Annotated in this window: 17 protein-coding genes; 6 read left to right on the forward strand and 11 right to left on the reverse strand. The window is 73.9% G+C overall.

Going from position 1 to position 14,895, the window contains the following annotated elements; genetic code table 11:
- Positions 1–112: 112 nt before the first annotated feature.
- Positions 113–862 carry an ANTAR domain-containing protein gene (locus tag ACIQPR_RS17710; protein ID WP_403648754.1) on the forward strand — a complete coding sequence of 250 codons (750 nt, stop codon included), beginning with the start codon at positions 113–115 and terminating at the stop codon, positions 860–862.
- Between the two features lie 260 nt (positions 863–1,122).
- On the opposite strand, the gene ACIQPR_RS17715 is transcribed toward ACIQPR_RS17710, so the two are convergent.
- Positions 1,123–1,818, reverse strand: a complete 696-nt coding sequence (locus ACIQPR_RS17715; RefSeq protein WP_403648756.1) for a class F sortase — start codon at positions 1,816–1,818, stop codon at positions 1,123–1,125.
- Between the two features lie 6 nt (positions 1,819–1,824).
- Positions 1,825–2,376, reverse strand: a complete 552-nt coding sequence (locus tag ACIQPR_RS17720) for a hypothetical protein (RefSeq protein WP_403648759.1) — start codon at positions 2,374–2,376, stop codon at positions 1,825–1,827.
- 150 nt (positions 2,377–2,526) lie between these two features.
- Here ACIQPR_RS17720 and ACIQPR_RS17725 point away from each other — a divergent pair, with 150 nt between their 5' ends.
- The gene (locus tag ACIQPR_RS17725) at positions 2,527–3,306 is read left to right on the forward strand and encodes an HAD-IIA family hydrolase (RefSeq protein WP_403648761.1); all 780 of its coding nucleotides are present in this window, start codon (positions 2,527–2,529) and stop codon (positions 3,304–3,306) included.
- Here the strand turns inward: ACIQPR_RS17725 and ACIQPR_RS17730 are convergent.
- From ACIQPR_RS17730 to ACIQPR_RS17750, 5 genes are all read right to left on the reverse strand, one after another.
- On the reverse strand, positions 3,252–3,989 hold the full coding sequence (locus ACIQPR_RS17730) for a phosphonatase-like hydrolase (protein ID WP_403648764.1): 738 nt from the start codon (positions 3,987–3,989) through the stop codon (positions 3,252–3,254). The two genes, ACIQPR_RS17725 and ACIQPR_RS17730, sit on opposite strands and share 55 nt — an antisense overlap.
- A 7-nt stretch (positions 3,990–3,996) precedes the next feature.
- Positions 3,997–5,082, reverse strand: coding sequence for a TIGR03364 family FAD-dependent oxidoreductase (locus tag ACIQPR_RS17735; RefSeq protein WP_403649352.1), 1,086 nt, complete (start codon positions 5,080–5,082; stop codon positions 3,997–3,999).
- A gap of 81 nt (positions 5,083–5,163) precedes the next feature.
- Positions 5,164–5,922, reverse strand: a complete 759-nt coding sequence (locus ACIQPR_RS17740; protein ID WP_403648767.1) for a GntR family transcriptional regulator — start codon at positions 5,920–5,922, stop codon at positions 5,164–5,166.
- A 44-nt stretch (positions 5,923–5,966) separates the two neighbouring features.
- Positions 5,967–6,755 (reverse strand): hypothetical protein, encoded by a 789-nt coding sequence (locus ACIQPR_RS17745; protein WP_403648770.1) that lies wholly within the window; start codon positions 6,753–6,755, stop codon positions 5,967–5,969.
- 158 nt (positions 6,756–6,913) lie between these two features.
- Positions 6,914–8,170 (reverse strand): ROK family protein, encoded by a 1,257-nt coding sequence (locus ACIQPR_RS17750; RefSeq protein ID WP_403648772.1) that lies wholly within the window; start codon positions 8,168–8,170, stop codon positions 6,914–6,916.
- Positions 8,171–8,226: 56 nt separating this feature from the next.
- On the opposite strand from ACIQPR_RS17750, the gene ACIQPR_RS17755 reads away from it, so the two are divergent.
- The 3 genes from ACIQPR_RS17755 (at position 8,227) to ACIQPR_RS17765 (ending at position 10,751) form a co-directional block, all read left to right on the forward strand.
- Entirely contained in the window at positions 8,227–9,312 is a 1,086-nt protein-coding gene (locus ACIQPR_RS17755) for a Gfo/Idh/MocA family oxidoreductase (protein WP_403648774.1), read from the forward strand.
- Complete coding sequence (locus tag ACIQPR_RS17760) at positions 9,309–9,815, forward strand: heme-degrading domain-containing protein (protein WP_403648777.1); 507 nt, start codon at positions 9,309–9,311, stop codon at positions 9,813–9,815. Before ACIQPR_RS17755 ends, ACIQPR_RS17760 begins: the two co-directional genes overlap by 4 nt.
- Positions 9,816–9,884: 69 nt before the next feature.
- Positions 9,885–10,751 (forward strand): LLM class F420-dependent oxidoreductase, encoded by an 867-nt coding sequence (locus ACIQPR_RS17765; RefSeq protein WP_403648780.1) that lies wholly within the window; start codon positions 9,885–9,887, stop codon positions 10,749–10,751.
- A gap of 24 nt (positions 10,752–10,775) precedes the next feature.
- On the opposite strand, the gene ACIQPR_RS17770 is transcribed toward ACIQPR_RS17765, so the two are convergent.
- The 4 genes from ACIQPR_RS17770 to ACIQPR_RS17785 form a co-directional block, all read right to left on the reverse strand.
- Positions 10,776–11,633, reverse strand: a complete 858-nt coding sequence (locus tag ACIQPR_RS17770) for a fumarylacetoacetate hydrolase family protein (RefSeq protein ID WP_403648783.1) — start codon at positions 11,631–11,633, stop codon at positions 10,776–10,778.
- 129 nt (positions 11,634–11,762) lie between these two features.
- Positions 11,763–12,446, reverse strand: a complete 684-nt coding sequence (gene yidC / locus ACIQPR_RS17775) for a membrane protein insertase YidC (protein ID WP_403648786.1) — start codon at positions 12,444–12,446, stop codon at positions 11,763–11,765.
- 71 nt (positions 12,447–12,517) lie between these two features.
- The gene (locus ACIQPR_RS17780; protein WP_403648789.1) at positions 12,518–12,808 is read right to left on the reverse strand and encodes a DUF6412 domain-containing protein; all 291 of its coding nucleotides are present in this window, start codon (positions 12,806–12,808) and stop codon (positions 12,518–12,520) included.
- Positions 12,809–12,862: 54 nt separating this feature from the next.
- Positions 12,863–13,390 carry a winged helix-turn-helix transcriptional regulator gene (locus ACIQPR_RS17785; protein ID WP_403649355.1) on the reverse strand — a complete coding sequence of 176 codons (528 nt, stop codon included), beginning with the start codon at positions 13,388–13,390 and terminating at the stop codon, positions 12,863–12,865.
- 68 nt (positions 13,391–13,458) lie between these two features.
- On the opposite strand from ACIQPR_RS17785, the gene ACIQPR_RS17790 reads away from it, so the two are divergent.
- Positions 13,459–14,856, forward strand: coding sequence for an MFS transporter (locus tag ACIQPR_RS17790; RefSeq protein ID WP_403648792.1), 1,398 nt, complete (start codon positions 13,459–13,461; stop codon positions 14,854–14,856).
- The last annotated feature ends 39 nt before the right edge of the window (positions 14,857–14,895 follow it).

Below are 14,895 nucleotides of genomic sequence, written 5' to 3' on the forward strand. Positions count from 1 at the left end.
GTGACATACGTGGCGTGCCGCCCAGCGGACGTCCGGGATGTTGTCGGCCGGTTGTTACAGCTCCGCTCCGCTGGGTAGGCGCCCGGCCCAACGGAGCGGGAAGGTGGCCGTCATGCACCAGACGGGCAGGGAGGGCAGGCTCGCCGCGGCGCTGGTGGAGGCGGCCGACACATTGACCGAGTCCTTCGACACCGTGGACTATCTGCGCCGACTGTCCGACCACTGCGTGGAGTTGGTGTCCGCGTGGGCGGCCGGGGTGATGCTGATCGACGGCGGGCAGGCCGTGTCGCTGGCCGGGAGCAGTCATCGGGAGGCGGTGGCGCTGGAGTTGCTGGCGGCGCAGCGCGGCGGCGGGCCCTGTCTGGAGAGCTACGGCTCCGGGCGCGCGGTGCCGCCGGTGTCGATCGGGGTGGCCCATGCCGCCGCCCGCTGGCCGGAGTTCACCGAGCGGGCGCTGCGGCACGGGATCGCGGCGACGTTCGCGGTGCCGGTGCGGCGGCGCGACACGCTGCTCGGCGCGCTCAACGTGTTCGTGGCGACGCCGCCCGACGGCCGTTCGGACGGCGGCGGTTCGGAGTTGCTGGTGGCGCAGGCGCTGGCCGACGCGGCGGGCCTGGGTCTTCACAACCATCGCGCGTACGCCCAATACCGTTCCCTGGCGGGGCAGTTGCAGGAGGCGCTGTCGAGCCGGGTGCGGATCGAGCAGGCCAAGGGGATGCTCGCGGAGCGCTGGCGGGTGGGTACCGACGAGGCGTTCGGGGAGCTGCGCCGGTACGCGCGGCGGCGCCGGCTGCCGCTGGACCGGGTCGCCCGCTCGGTGATCGAACGGCGGGTGGACGACGCCGAGTTGAGGGCGCCGTAGCACCGGGGACCACCTGTGCATATGACAGGGAGCTACCACACCGGGACATGGCGTCATTCGCCCTCTAGGCCCGGGCGCCCATTCGTTCTACAGTCGACTCGAACGGCCCCAGCCCCCGGCCGGTTCACGCCTTCCCCATGGTGTTTCCCATGCCTCCCGCGCAGTTCGCCGGGTTACTCCCGCAGCCCGGGCGCGCGCGGTCGAGGACCAGCCCGGTCGGCGGCCTCGGGGGGAGCGGGTCGTCGGCCGGGCCGGGTAGGTCAGCGTCCGGTGCCGGTTCCGGTTCCGGTGAGGTAGGCGGACACGATCACGTTCGCCGTGTAGCTGCGGTCGGCGCGGTCGAAGCTGCCGCCGCAGGTGATGAGACGCAGTTCGGCGCGGCCCGACTGCCGTGTGCCGTAGGCCTGTTGGGCGTCGAAGTGGGCGCGGGAGAGCACCCGTACGTCGTCGACGGTGAAGTCGGCGACCCTGCCGTCGTCGCGGACGACGCGGATGACGCGGCCCGGGCGCAGGGTGCTGAGCTTGTAGAAGACGGCGGGCCGGGTCTCGGTGTCGACGTGCCCGACCATCAGCGCGGTTCCCGCGGCCCCCGGCCGTACCCCGCCGCCGTACCAGCCGACCACGCCGGCCTGGTCGAACGGCGGTGGGTCGATGGCGCCCCGCCCGTCGAGACCGCGGGTCACGACCGGGGCCTGCACGGCGAGGTCGGGGATGTCGATGCGCTGCGGCAGGGCGTTGCCCAAGGGCTTGGCGGCGGGCGGGAGTTCGGCCTCTGCGGGGCGGCCGACCGCGGCCACGTCACCGGTGGTCGGCGCGGATATGCCCTGCCGGATGTCGGTGAGGTCCTGGCCCCACAGCCACAGGCCGAGCAGCAGCACGGCCCAGGCCACTCCGGTCAGCAGCCGTCCGGTGCCGGTGGAGCGCGCGGGCCCGTCGGGCCGGTCGTGGTCGAACACGAGCGGTCAGCCCGTCCCGGGCCCGGCCGGCCGGCGACTCCGGCGGGCGCTGCGCAGCGCCACGGCCGTCGCGGCGACACCGGCCAGCAGCAGCCCGACCACCGCGTGCGCGGTACCGGGACCGGCCGCGCGGGCGTCCGCGGCGGCGAGGTGCGCGGTGCCGCCGCCGCCCGCGTGGACGGGGGCGACGGGCGAGGCCGGGGGCTGCGCGGAGGGGGATGCGGACGCGTTCGCCACGACCTTGATCGCACCCTTGACCGTGATGCCGCCGCAGGTGATCCGCACGTCGTAGCCGCCCGGTTCGAGCGCGGAGCGGACCTGGGTCTCGCCGGCGAGGGTGCCGGCCGTGCCGACGAGTTTCGCGTCGGCGACGAACGCGTCCGACGCGGCCGAGCCCGTCGTACCGGAGCAGCCGGTGATCCTGAGCGCGACCTCGGCGCCGGGGGCGGGGGAGGCGGGGGTCACCGAGACCGTGCCTCCGTCCGCCGCGTGGGCCGCCGGGGTGAGTGCCGCGAGGACCGCCGCGCCCGCACAGAGAGTGACTTTCAGTGAGCCCATCGTGAACCTCCAGATATCTGGAGACTCCTCCTCGCCACCTGGTCACGCATCCCTGGCGGGGCCCGATTGCTCCGTATGGGGGAGGTGGCAGCGGGTGTGCATAGCATGGTCACCTCACATGCCCGCGTACCGCAGCAGGAGTGCCCGCCCATGACAGAGCGCAAGCCCATCGAATCGTGGCTCACCGACATGGACGGCGTGCTGATGCACGAGGGCGTCCCGGTGCCGGGCGCGGACGCCTTCATCAAGAAGCTGCGGGAGACCGGGCGTCCGTTCCTGGTCCTCACCAACAACTCGATCTACACCGCGCGCGACCTGCACGCCCGGCTGAACCGGATCGGGCTGGAAGTGCCGGTGGCGAACATCTGGACCTCGGCGCTGGCCACCGCCGCCTTCCTGGACAACCAGCACCCCGGCGGCACCGCCTACGTCATCGGCGAGGCCGGACTGACGACGGCGCTGCACGACGCCGGATACGTGCTGACCGACGTGGACCCCGACTTCGTGATCCTGGGCGAGACCCGGACCTACTCCTTCGAGGCGCTGACCAAGGCGATCCGGCTGATCAACGACGGGGCCCGGTTCATCGCCACCAACCCCGACAACACCGGCCCCTCCCCCGAGGGCGCCCTGCCCGCGACCGGTTCGGTGGCCGCGCTGATCACCAAGGCCACCGGCAAGGAGCCGTACTTCGTCGGCAAGCCGAACCCGCTGATGATGCGCAGCGCGCTGAACACCATCGGCGCGCACTCGGAGACCAGCGCCATGATCGGCGACCGGATGGACACCGACGTCCTGGCCGGCCTGGAGGCCGGGATGACGACCTTCCTGGTGCTGACCGGTCTGACCACCCGGGCCGACCTCGACCGCTACCCCTACCGCCCGACGAAGGTCGTGGACTCCATCGCGGACATCGTGGACCTGGTCTGAGGCTCGCACCGCGTGAGCAGTGCGGGCAGTTCGGCGACCGAGGCGAGGACGTGCGTCGCGCCCGCCGCGCTCAGCGCGTCCCGCCGGTGCGCCCCCGTGAGCACACCGGCGACCACGCCCGCCCCGGCCCGGACCCCGCTGAGCACGTCGTAGGACGTGTCACCGACGACGGCCAGCTCTCCTACGGCGGCTGCGGCGCCCGTCCGCAGGAACGCGGTGAGGACCATGTCCGGGTACGGGCGTCCCCGGCCCCCGGCGTCGGCGGGGCACAGCGTGAGGTCCGCGAGGTCCTGCCAGCCGAGGGCGGCCAGGATCGCGTCCTGGGTGGCGCGGGCGAAGCCGGTCGTCAACACCACCGCGCGGCCTTGGGACTTGAGGGTCTCGATGGTCTCGCGGGCACCGGGGAGGGCGGCGACCCGGCCGCCGTCGACGAGGTCGGCGTAGGCCGACTCGAAGGCCCTGTTGGCCTGTTGGGCCTTCGTCTCCTCGCCGAACAGGTGCCGGAAGACGGAGATCTTGGACTCGCCCATGGTGGCGCGGACGTGGTCGAGCATGGCGGCGGGGTCCGCGCCCAGGTGCCGGGCGGCGGCCATGAACGCCTCCTCGACGAGGCCGCCGTCGGCGACGGTGGTGCCGGCCATGTCCAGGACGACGAGGCGGATGTGCTGGTCCAGCTGGTTCATCGGTGGTTCACCAGTCCAGTTCGTTCGCGGTGGTCTCGGCGATCGCCGGGGAGCAGGTCATGCCGCGTCCGCCGGGACCGGTCACCAACCACACGCCGTCGCGCACCTGTTGGCGGTGGACGACCCGGCCGGGGTCGGTGCACTGGGCGTACACGCCGGCCCAGCGGCGGCGGATCCTGGGCAGCGGGCGGCCGAGCAGCGACTCGACGACCTCGGTGAGGTGGTCGTAGGGGTCCTCGACGGTGTCGAAGGCGAAGGGGTGCTCGTACGCGTGGGTGTCGCCGATGGTCAGGCCGCCGTCGGCGCGCTGCACCATGAGGAGTTGCATGGCGTGCGCGGCGGCGGTCGGCGACTGCGGCTGCGCGTCGTTGAGCCGGTCCAGGGCGGGGCCCCGGTAGGCGGGGTAGTAGCGGAAGCTGTCGGCGTCGGCGACCGAGGTGGGGAGGGGTTCGCCGAGCGGGTCGGTCTGCATCATCTGCAACCGGACGCGGCGCACGGGCAGTTCGGGTCCGGCGAGTTCGCGGACGAGGCCGCCGAGCCAGGCGCCGGTGCACAGGATCACCGCGTCGGCGGGGTGCACGTCCCCGTGGTCGTCGCGCACCGCGTGCTCGCCGACGACCTCGCGGACCTCGCGGCCCGGCAGGAAGGTGTAGCGCGGGGACCTCGACAGCTCGGCGCGCAGGGCGAGTTGGGCGGTGCGGGGTTCGACGGCCGCGTCGCGCTCGCAGTACAGGGCGGCCGTGAAGTCGCCGCGCAGCGCGGGGTTGCGGGCGCGGGCCCCGGCGGGGGTGAGGAGCCGGTACCCGCGGGCGGCGGCGTCCTCGCGGGCCACGGCGGCCTCGGCGACGGCGAGTTCGCGCGGGCCGCGCACCGGGGTCAGCGAGCCGTTGGCCCGGAAGCCGAGCCCGGGTACCCGGTGGCCGATCGCCTCCCACAACTCCCTTGCGCGCAGGGCGGTTTCGAGTTCCTCGCCGCCCGCCCGGCCGCTCACCCAGATCTGTCCGAAGTTGCGCAGGGACGCGCCGCGCGCCTCCGCCTCACGCTCGATCTGTACGACCTCGTGGCCGCGTTCCACCGCTTGCCAGGCGTGCATGGTGCCGACCACACCGCCTCCGACGACTGTGACTCTCACGTACAGAGCGTGAACCAGGGCCGCAAGTCTGGGCTAGACCCGTTATCGATTCGTTAGCTTGGTGACGAACGAGAAGCGGTCACCCCGGTACAGGCCCCGCACCCGTTCCAGCGGCAGCCCCTCGGCATCCCTCGACACCCGGTGGATCAGCAGCATCGGCAGCGCGGGCGGGGTACCGACGAGCAAGGCCTCGCGCGGGGTGGCGAGCACGGTCTCGATGCGCTCGTCGGCGTCACCGAAGCGGATGCCGCGCGCGTCGAGATAGCCGTAGAAGGAGGTGCCGGGGTCGAAGTCCGTGTCCAGGTGCGGGAGTCGGGCGACGGAGACATAGGTGCTTTCGAGGCCGACCCGCTCCTCGTCGGCGAGCAGCAGGCGCTCCAGGTGCCAGACGGGCTCGCCGCGGGTCAGCCCGGTCTCGGCGGCGAGCGCGGCGGGGCACGGGAAGCGGTCGAGCGCGACCAGGCTGCGGCCCGGGGTGCGCCCCTGCCGTCGTACGCCCTCGGTGTAGCTGGTCAGGGAGAGCGGCTGCTCCAGTTTGGGTCCCGCGACGACCGTGCCCCGGCCCTGCCTGCGCAGCCTGCCCTCCAGCAGGAGGTCGCGCAGCGCCTGCCGGACGGTCTCGCGCGCGACCTCGTACCGCTCGGTGAGGTCGCGCTCGGTGGGGATCGCCGCGCCCTCCCCCAACTCGTCGAGGAGCGCGGCGATCTCGGCCTTCACCGCGTAGTACTTGGGGATGCGGCCGTGCTCCGGGATGCCGGAGCGGACGGGGGCACCGGGGGCCTGGTCGTTCGGGTAGTCCACGCGCAGATCGTCGCAGAAGCGCGGGCCCGGCGGCCGGTCGCGCGCTATCGGCGCCTCCGGGCCAGCAGCAGGGCGCCGGCGGTGACCAGGAGGACGGAGGTGGCGGCCAGGACGAGGTGCGCGGTGCCGATGCCGGTGCGGGCGAGTTCGTCGGTGAACGAGAGGCCCTCGCCGGGCGGGGCCGTGGCGGCGGGGGCCGTCGCGGCAGGGGTGGGCGGGCCGGCTCCCGGGCCCGCCTCGACGTCGAAGCGGTAGTCGTTGGACTGGCCGACCCAGTCGCCGTCGTCGGCATGGCGCTGTACGACGGCCGCGTTGGCGGTGATCTCGTTCGGTCCGGCGTCCGGGGCGAGCGCCAGGCGCACCTTGACGGTGAGGGTCTGGCCCGGGTCGACGGTGAAGCCCGGGAAGCCGTCGTCGAAGGCGCCGACGAGTTCGGCCTCGTCGGTCGTGGCGAAGCGGACGGGGTGCGGGCGCGCGGTCGTGCCGTCGTAGAAGTCGAGTCTGGGCTGGGCGGGCTTCAGGGCGCGCCGTTGGTCGACGAGGACGACGACCGGGTGGATCGCGGTGCAGGGGCGGGCGGTGGTGTTGGTGAGGTCGAGATACCAGGTGCCGTAGCCGCCGCCGGCCTCGTAGGTGTCGGGGCCGTCGTGGATGCGGGTGGTGAGGGGGAAGGCACGGGCGCCGGGGGCGGCACAACCGGGGGTGGTGTCCGCCGCGTGGGCCGGTGGGACGGTGACGAGCAGGGGGGCGGCTGCGGCGAGGCAGAGGGACAGGGGTGTGCGCAGTCGCGGTGCGGTGCGCGGTGAGGTACGTGGTCTCAGGGGCAGTCGCATAAGCACATGAGCGTGCCGGAGCCGGGGGCGGATGGCGGGTGACGCGGCCGGAGGGGTGCCTCGAACGGGCGCGACGGGACGCCTGTTCGGCGGAAATGCGACGGCCACCGGGGAACCGCCCTCCTCCGGCCGGACCGCGCACCCGCAGGGCCGCCTGTCTACCCGTCCGCCCGTCCGAACAGCGGCCCGAGCAGCAGCTGCGCCGCCCCCTCCGCGACCCCCCGCGCCCCGCCGGGAGCGACCCGGACCGGTACGGCGGCCTCGGCCGCCCCCTCGCGCCGGGCGCGCTCGTCGAGGACGGCGGCGACTCCCCGGACGAAGGGTTCCGGGTCGGCGGCGACGGTACGGCCGCCCAGCAGCACGAGGTCGATGTCCAGCAGCCCGACGAGGTTCGCGGCGCCCGCGCCCAGCACCCGGGCCGCCTCGGCCATGTCCCCGCGTGCCACGGCGGCCAGGCACAGGGCCTCGATACAGCCCCGGTCGCCGCAGTCGCAGGGCGGCCCGTCCAGCTGGAGGACCTGGTGCCCGAACTCCCCGGCCCCGGTCCGCGCCCCCCGGTGCACACCCCCGCCGATCACCAGCCCGGCGCCGAGTCCGGTACCGAGATGCAGATAGGCGAAGGCCCCGCCCTCCCCGCCGACCGCCAGCCCGAGCGCGGCGGCGTTCGTGTCCTTGTCGACCACGACCGGGACCCCGAGCCGCCGCGCGAGCGCGTCCCGCAGCGGGAACCCGTCCCACTCGGGGAACCCGGTGACGCGGTGCAGCACCCCGTGGAGGTGATCGAGGGGACCGGGCAGGGCCACGCCGACACCGAGCAGCCGGCCGACGGAGGGGTGGGGGGCGGGCCCGGAGCGCGCGAGAGGGCCGACCACCTCCCCCACGGGCCCCTCCGCCTCCCGGGCCACCAGCCCCTCTACCTGCCGGGCCACCGGCTCCCCCGCCTCCCCGGCCACCAGTCCCTCTACCTCCCGGGCCACCGCCTCCACGACCACCCCGGCGCCCGCGCCCAGGTCCAGCGGAGCGCCCCGCTCCGCGACCACCGTCCCGGTGAGATCGACGAGGACGACCCGCAGTTCGTCCCGGTCCAGGTGCACGCCGACCGCGTGGCCGGCCTCCGGGACCAGGCGCAGCACCGTGCGCGGTTTGCCGCCGGTGGAGGCGCGGCGGCCGGCCTCCTCGACCAGTCCGGGCTCCCGCAGCCGTGCCGTGATCTTGCTGACGGCCTGGGGGGTGAGCCCGGTGCGGTCGGCGAGTTCGAGGCGGCTGATCCCGTCCGGTCCGGCGGTCCGCAGCAGGTCGAGCACCAGCGCGGTGTTGTGACTGCGTACGGCCAGCAGATTCGCGCCCAGCCCGCCCCCACCCGCACCCGCACCGGCCGCAGCTCCGGCCCCGCTCCCGCTCCGCGCACTGTTCACTCCCCCATTCTCCCCACCACTTGCACTTTGGCAACAGCGTTGCGAAAGTGGAGGGCATGACTGGACGCACCACTCGCCCACCCCTCCGCGTCGGCCTCGTCGGCTACGGCCTCGCGGGCTCCGTCTTCCACGCCCCGCTGATCGCCGCCACCGAGGGCCTCGCCCTCGACACGGTCGTCACCTCGAACCCGGAGCGGCAGGACCAGGCCCGCGCCGAGTTCCCGGATGTCCGCGTCGCCGCGTCACCGGACGAACTCCTGGACCGCGCCGCCGAGTTGGACCTGATCGTCATCGCGTCCCCGAACAAGACGCACGTCCCGCTCGCGACGGCCGCCCTGAAGGCCGGCCTGCCCGTCGTCGTGGACAAGCCGATCGCCGGCACGGCGGCCGAGGCCCGCGAGCTGGCCGCCCTCGCCGAGCAGCACGGCCTGCTCCTCTCCGTCTTCCAGAACCGCCGCTGGGACAACGACTTCCTGACCCTGCGCAAGCTGCTGGCCGAGGGCGAGTTGGGCGAGGTGTGGCGCTTCGAGTCCCGTTTCGAGCGCTGGCGCCCACGGCCGAAGGGCGGCTGGCGCGAGTCCGGCGACCCGGCAGAGATCGGAGGTCTCCTCTACGACCTCGGCAGCCATGTGGTCGACCAGGCACTGACCCTCTTCGGGCCCGCGGCCACCGTGTACGCCGAGTCGGACATCCGCCGTCCGGGCGCCGAGACGGACGACGACACCTTCATCGCGCTGACCCACGCGAACGGCGTCCGCTCGCACCTCTACGTCTCCGCGACCACCGCCCAACTCGGGCCCCGCTTCCGGGTTTTGGGCTCCAGGGCGGGCTACGTCAAGTACGGCCTCGACCCCCAGGAGGCGGACCTGCGGGACGGCGGGCGCCCCGGCTCGGCGGAGAGCTGGGGCGAGGAACCCGAGTCCCTGTACGGCCGGGTCGGCTCCGGGGAGTCCCCGCTCACCGGCGGTGACCGCCCCGAACCCACCCTCCCCGGCGACTACCCCGCGTACTACGCGGCCGTCGCCGCCGCCCTCCGGGACGGCGCCCCCAACCCGGTGACCGCCCTGGAGGCGGCTGCCGCCCTCGACGTACTGGAAGCCGCGCGCCGCAGCGCCCGCGACGGAGTGACGGTGACCCTGTGACCCAGCACAAGCCCGCGATCACCCAGCGGATCGCCCCCGAGATCACCCCGACGGTGGAGGAACTCGAAGCGCAGGAACGCCGTTTGGTGTTCCAGCAGTTCACCCACGACGACGCCTGGCGGCTCGGCTCGCTCCTGGTCGAGCTGGCCCGCGAGAGCGAGGCCCCGGTCGCCGTCGACATCCGCCGGGCCGGCCAGCAGCTCTTCCACGCGGCGCTGCCGGGCTCCACCCCCGACAACGACGCGTGGATCGACCGCAAGCGCCGGGTCGTCGAACGCTTCGGCGCCGCCTCCTACCTGGTCGGCACCCGCTTCCGCGCCAAGGGCACGACCTTCGAGGACGCCTCCCGCCTCGACCCCGACGAGTACGCGGCGCACGGCGGCTCGTTCCCGATCAGGGTCGAGGGCGTGGGCGTCGTCGGCACGGTCACGGTGAGCGGCCTGCCCCAGTTGCAGGACCACCGGTTCGTGGTGGCGGCGCTGGAACAGTTCCTGGGCGAATGACGGAATGAACCGGCGGTTCCCTCCGGTTGGCACGTGCGACACGTCCAACACCGGAGGGAACCGGAATTCATGAGCAGTGCCCTGAAGGAGACGGTCGGGCGGTACGGCATCTGGAGCGTGGGGCTGCGCTCCGAAGATCCGTCCCGGCGAGGCGAGTTGGCCGAGACGGCGGCCGAACTGGAGCAACTCGGCTACGGCACGGTCTGGTTGGGCGGCAGCAGCGCCGTCCGCAACGCCGTCCCGCTCGTCGAGGCGACCTCGCGCATCGCCTTCGGGACCAGCATCCAGAGCATCTGGCAGCACCCGGCCGCCGAGAGCGCGGCGGACTTCGCCGCACTGGAGCGGACCCACCCGGACCGCTTCCTGCTCGGCCTCGGGGTGGCCCACGCCAAGTTCGCGGCCGAGTACCGCCGCCCGCACTCGGCGATGGTCTCCTATCTGGACGCCCTCGACACGGCCGGTGTGCCCGCCGGACGCCGGCTCCTCGCCTCGCTCGGCCCGAGGTCGATCGAGCTGGCCCGCGACCGCGCGGCCGGCACGATCCCCTATCTGGTCACCCCGGAGCACACCGCGTACTCCCGCGAGATCCTGGGCGAAACCCCGCTGCTGGCACCGGAGTTGAAGGTGGTCCTGGAGACGGACCCGAGCCGCGCCCGCGCGCTGGCCCGGGAGGCCCTCGCCCTCTACCTCACCCTCCCCAACTACACCGACAACTTCCTCCGCGGCGGCTTCACCGAGGACGACCTCACGGACGGCGGCAGCGACCGCCTGATCGACGCGGTGTTCGCGTGGGGCGGGGAGGCGACGATCCGCGCCCGCGTCGACGAGTACTTCGCGGCGGGCGCGGACCACCTGGCGCTCCAGGTGGTGGACGGCGACTCGCGCCAGGACCTTCCTCGCCAGGCCTGGCGCGAGCTGGCCGCCCTGCTGGACTGAGCGGGGGTGCCCGAGGGGCGCGGGTCAGGCGTCCTTGAACTCCTGGCGCTGCCGCCCGAGCCCCTCGATCTCCAGCTCCACCACGTCACCGGCCCGCAGGAACGGCTTCGGCTCGGGCTGCCCCAGGGCCACCCCCGCCGGCGTACCGGTGTTGATGACATCGCCCGGGTACAGGGTCATGAACTGGCTGACGTAGCGCACCACTTCGGCGACCGGGAAGATCTGTTCGGCGGTGGTGCCGTCCTGCTTCAGCTCGCCGTTGACCCACAGCTTCAGCGAGAGCGCCTGCGGGTCCGGCACCTCGTCGGACGTCACCAGCCACGGGCCCAGCGGGTTGAACGTCTCGCAGTTCTTGCCCTTGTCCCAGGTCCCGCCCCGCTCGATCTGGAACTCCCGCTCGGAGACGTCGTGCGCGACCGCGTACCCCGCGACATGCGCGAGCGCCTCCTCGTGGGAGTCCAGGTAGCGGGCGGTACGGCCGATGACGACGGCGAGTTCGACCTCCCAGTCGGTCTTCACCGACCGGCGCGGGACGAGCACGGTGTCGTGGGGTCCGACGACCGTGTCCGCCGCTTTGAAGAAGATGACCGGCTCGGCGGGCGGCTCGGCGCCGGTCTCGCGGGCGTGGTCGTGGTAGTTCAGCCCGATGCACACGACCTTGCCGATCCGCGCCAGCGGCGGCCCGACGCGCAGCCCGTCCGCGTCCAGCGCGGGCAGCGATCCGGCGTCGGCCGCCGACCGGATCCGGCCGAGCGCGGCGCTGTCGGCGAGCAGCGGCCCGTCGATGTCCGGGACGAGGCCGGACAGGTCCCGCAGCACGCCTTCGGCGTCGAGCAGCGCGGGCCGCTCCGCCCCCGCCGTACCGACTCGCAGCAGCTTCATCTTCACCATCTCCATCGATCGCGCGGGCCGTCGGCCGATGGGTGCAGCCATCGGATGACTGGTCGATCCTCCGATCTCAAGGTCCAGTCCGCAATACCCGGTTCACGGACTGGACCGGCACCGCGTGGCTCAGCTGTGCAGCAGGGCCCGTTCGACCGCGCTCCAGGCCGTGCTGGTGACCACGTACAGGGCGGCTGCGAGCGGTACCACGGCCACGGTGACGAGGGTGAGGAAGGACGTGAACGGCAGCACCCGGCCGATCGCGCCCCCGGCCGTGCCCCCGCCCGTACCGCCGGCGGCGGCGACCGTCCGCCGGGCCCGGACGCAGGTGAAGGTGGCGACCGCGCCGACGACGAGGAACAGGCCGAGGTAGACGAGCCCGGCCGGCCCGAACACCCCGTCCCCCGCGAGGGCGTCGGCCCAGCGTCCGTCGAGCGGCGCGGCGAACAGCCGGTGGGTCAGCAGTCCGCCGCCCCCGCCGGAGAAGAGCCGGTACAGCAGGAAGAAGGCCGGGAGTTGCAGCAGGGACGGCAGCAGCCCGGACAGCGGTGACACCTTCGCGTCGGCGTACAACTCCGCGACGGCCGACCGGAGTTTCTCCGGCTGCCGCGCGTACCGCTTCCGCAACTCGGCGACCCGCGGCTGGAGTTGTGCCTGCGCCCGCTGTCCGCGCGCCGCCGCCCGGGAGAGCGGATGGACGAGGAGCCGTACGAGCGCGGTGAACAGGACGATCGCGGCGGCGACCGCGGACGGGCCGAACAACGGGTGGAGCAGGTCGGCGAGTTGGCCGACGACATGGGTGAGTACGGACATGGGTGAGCCCTCCGTGGGTCTCGTCGTGCCGGAGTGGGGCATGGCGATGTGACGACCCGCGCGGGTACGCGTTACGCGGTGGTCGTCCGGAGGGCGGTTCCGGGTGCCCGGGGGCGGGGGCGGCCCGAGGCGTCGGGGTCGCGCTGGGGCAGGAACGCCGTACGGCGGGCCCGGTCGCGGATGGCCGTACGGACGCGGGTGGGCGCCACGGCGGGCGCGCTGCGCGCGGTGAGGAGCGCGCAGACGGCGAGGGCGGTACCGGTCGCGGCGAGCGCGACGACGGCCGGGAGACCGGCGGTGTCGGCCAGCACCAGCGGGAGCAGCAGCACGAGGAGCAGCACGGCGGCACGCTCGCGGACCATCGACGCCCCCTCCCCTCAACTGCCGTTCTCGTACGGTCCGTTATACCTGATCGGTCATACCTGACCGGTCTCGATGGGCTGGAGCAGGCGGCGCGGCTTGAGGAGGGCGCGGCTGACCGGGTCCGCCGGGTCCGGGTCGAGGCCGGGGCCCGGGTCCATGAGGATGTCGCCGACCGGCACGACGAGCGCGCAGCGCGGGCACTCGCCGTAGGGGCCGAGTTCGGTGCCGCAGTCGACGTGCCGGAAGTAGCGCAGCTGGGGTTCGCCGAACTGCTCGCGGCCCCAGCGGCCGAGCGAGCGCAGTGTCGGCCACAGGGCGAGCGCGCGGTCCGTGGGGACGTACTCGTCGCGCGGCGGCGATTCCTGGTAGCGGCGCTTTTCGAGGATGCCCTCGGCGGTGAGGGCCTGGAGGCGGGCGGCGAGGACCGCGCGCGGGATGCCGAGGTGGGTGAGGAAGTCGTTGTAGCGCCGCACGCCGTAGAGGGCGTCGCGGACGACGAGCAGCGTCCAGCGTTCGCCGACCACCTCCAGCGCGCGGGCGATCGAGCACTCCTGTGTCGCGTAGTCCTTGCCCAGTGCCATGCCGTCCACCTTAGCCATTTTCCGACTCAAGGTTCAATGAACGAACCTACGGTGCTACGGTACTCCACATGACTAGGTTCAGTGAACGAACCCTCACCCCGGTTTCCGAGCGGCCCGAGGCCACCGCGCCCGCCGCGCCCCGCCCCCGCGCCACCCTCGCCCTGACCAGCGCGGCCACCGCCGTGGCACTCATGGCGTACACCGCGCCGATGGTCACCCTCCCCGACATCGCCGCCGCCCTGCACACCCCGCTCTCCGCCCAGGCCTGGCTGCTGAACGGCACCCCGCTCGGCCTCGCCGCGCTGCTCCTGGTCGCCGGCAGCCTCGCCGACGACTACGGCCGCCGCCGGATCTTCCTGGCCGGCACCTTCGCCCTCGGCATCACCACCGCGCTCTCCGCGCTCACCTCCTCGACCCTCCTGTTCACCCTGACCCGCATCGCGCAGGGCGCCTCCAGCGCGGCCCTGCTGGCCAGCAGCCTGGGCCTGATCGTGCACGCCTTCCCGACCCCGCGCGGCCGACTGCACGCGACCGGCGTGTGGGGCGCGTTCGTCAGCGGCGGCATCGCGGTCGGCCCCCTGGTGACCGGCGCGCTCCCCGACTGGCGCCTGGCCTACACCGTCCTCGGCGCCGCCGCCCTGATCGTGGCCGCCCTCGGCGTCCGTACGCTCTCCGAATCCCGCGCGCCGAGGGGCGGACGCCCCGACCTGGCCGGCGCGGTCACCTTCGGCCTAGCCCTGGTCGCCCTGGTCGCCGCGCTCACCCTCGGCCGCGACGGCTGGCTGCGTGCCCCGGTGGGCCTGCTGCTGCTCGCCTCCGTCCTGCTCGTCGGCGTCTTCGCCCTCGTCGAACGCCGGGGTACGACCCCGATGATCGACCTGGGCCTGCTGCGCCACCGCCCCTTCCTGGCCTCCTCGGCGGGCGGCCTGTTCACCGGCTTCGCGGTGATCGGCCTGTTCAGCTTCCTGCCCGCGCTGCTCCAGCGGACCCTGGGCCTGTCGGCGCTGGACACGGCGTGGCTGTTCCTCCTCTGGTCGGGCCTGTCCTTCGCGGTCGCCCTCCAGGCCCGCCGCCTCGCGGGCCGCGTCTCCTCCCGGCACCAACTCGCCCTGGGATTCGTGCTGCACGCGGCCGGCGTCCTGACGATGCTCGGCGCCCTCGACTCCGGTTCCTGGACCCGGCTGCTGCCGGGACTGGTGATCGCCGGGGTGGGCAGCGGCCTGCTGAACGCGGCGCTGCCCCTCCTCTCCGTGGAGTCCGTACCGGCCGCCCGCGCCGCGATGGGCTCCGGCGCGCAGCAGACGTTCCGGTACATCGGCTCCTGCGCGGGTGTCGCCCTGACGATCGCCGTCGCCACCTCGGCGGGCGGCGGACTGGCGCGCGGCGCGGACATCGCGATGGCCGTGTCGGCGGGACTCGCGGTGCTGGCGGCGGTGAGCGTGGTGGCGCTGCGGGAGCGGGCGTGAGCCCGCTGCGGGAACGGGCGGGAGCCGGTTCCGGGGCCG

This window comes from Streptomyces sp. NPDC091280, from assembly GCF_044768565.1.
In the GTDB taxonomy this organism is placed as follows: Bacteria; Actinomycetota; Actinomycetes; order Streptomycetales; family Streptomycetaceae; genus Streptomyces.

Coding starts and splice junctions, on each gene's coding strand:
- ACIQPR_RS17710 (WP_403648754.1), top strand. CDS start 113: ATGCACCAGACGGGCAGGGAGGGCAGGCTCGCCGCGGCGCTGGTGGAG.
- ACIQPR_RS17720 (WP_403648759.1), bottom strand. CDS start 2,376: ATGGGCTCACTGAAAGTCACTCTCTGTGCGGGCGCGGCGGTCCTCGCG.
- ACIQPR_RS17725 (WP_403648761.1), top strand. CDS start 2,527: ATGACAGAGCGCAAGCCCATCGAATCGTGGCTCACCGACATGGACGGC.
- ACIQPR_RS17730 (WP_403648764.1), bottom strand. CDS start 3,989: ATGAACCAGCTGGACCAGCACATCCGCCTCGTCGTCCTGGACATGGCC.
- ACIQPR_RS17735 (WP_403649352.1), bottom strand. CDS start 5,082: ATGCACGCCTGGCAAGCGGTGGAACGCGGCCACGAGGTCGTACAGATC.
- ACIQPR_RS17745 (WP_403648770.1), bottom strand. CDS start 6,755: ATGCGACTGCCCCTGAGACCACGTACCTCACCGCGCACCGCACCGCGA.
- ACIQPR_RS17755 (WP_403648774.1), top strand. CDS start 8,227: ATGACTGGACGCACCACTCGCCCACCCCTCCGCGTCGGCCTCGTCGGC.
- ACIQPR_RS17765 (WP_403648780.1), top strand. CDS start 9,885: ATGAGCAGTGCCCTGAAGGAGACGGTCGGGCGGTACGGCATCTGGAGC.
- ACIQPR_RS17770 (WP_403648783.1), bottom strand. CDS start 11,633: ATGAAGCTGCTGCGAGTCGGTACGGCGGGGGCGGAGCGGCCCGCGCTG.
- yidC (WP_403648786.1), bottom strand. CDS start 12,446: ATGTCCGTACTCACCCATGTCGTCGGCCAACTCGCCGACCTGCTCCAC.
- ACIQPR_RS17780 (WP_403648789.1), bottom strand. CDS start 12,808: ATGGTCCGCGAGCGTGCCGCCGTGCTGCTCCTCGTGCTGCTGCTCCCG.
- ACIQPR_RS17785 (WP_403649355.1), bottom strand. CDS start 13,390: ATGGCACTGGGCAAGGACTACGCGACACAGGAGTGCTCGATCGCCCGC.
- ACIQPR_RS17790 (WP_403648792.1), top strand. CDS start 13,459: ATGACTAGGTTCAGTGAACGAACCCTCACCCCGGTTTCCGAGCGGCCC.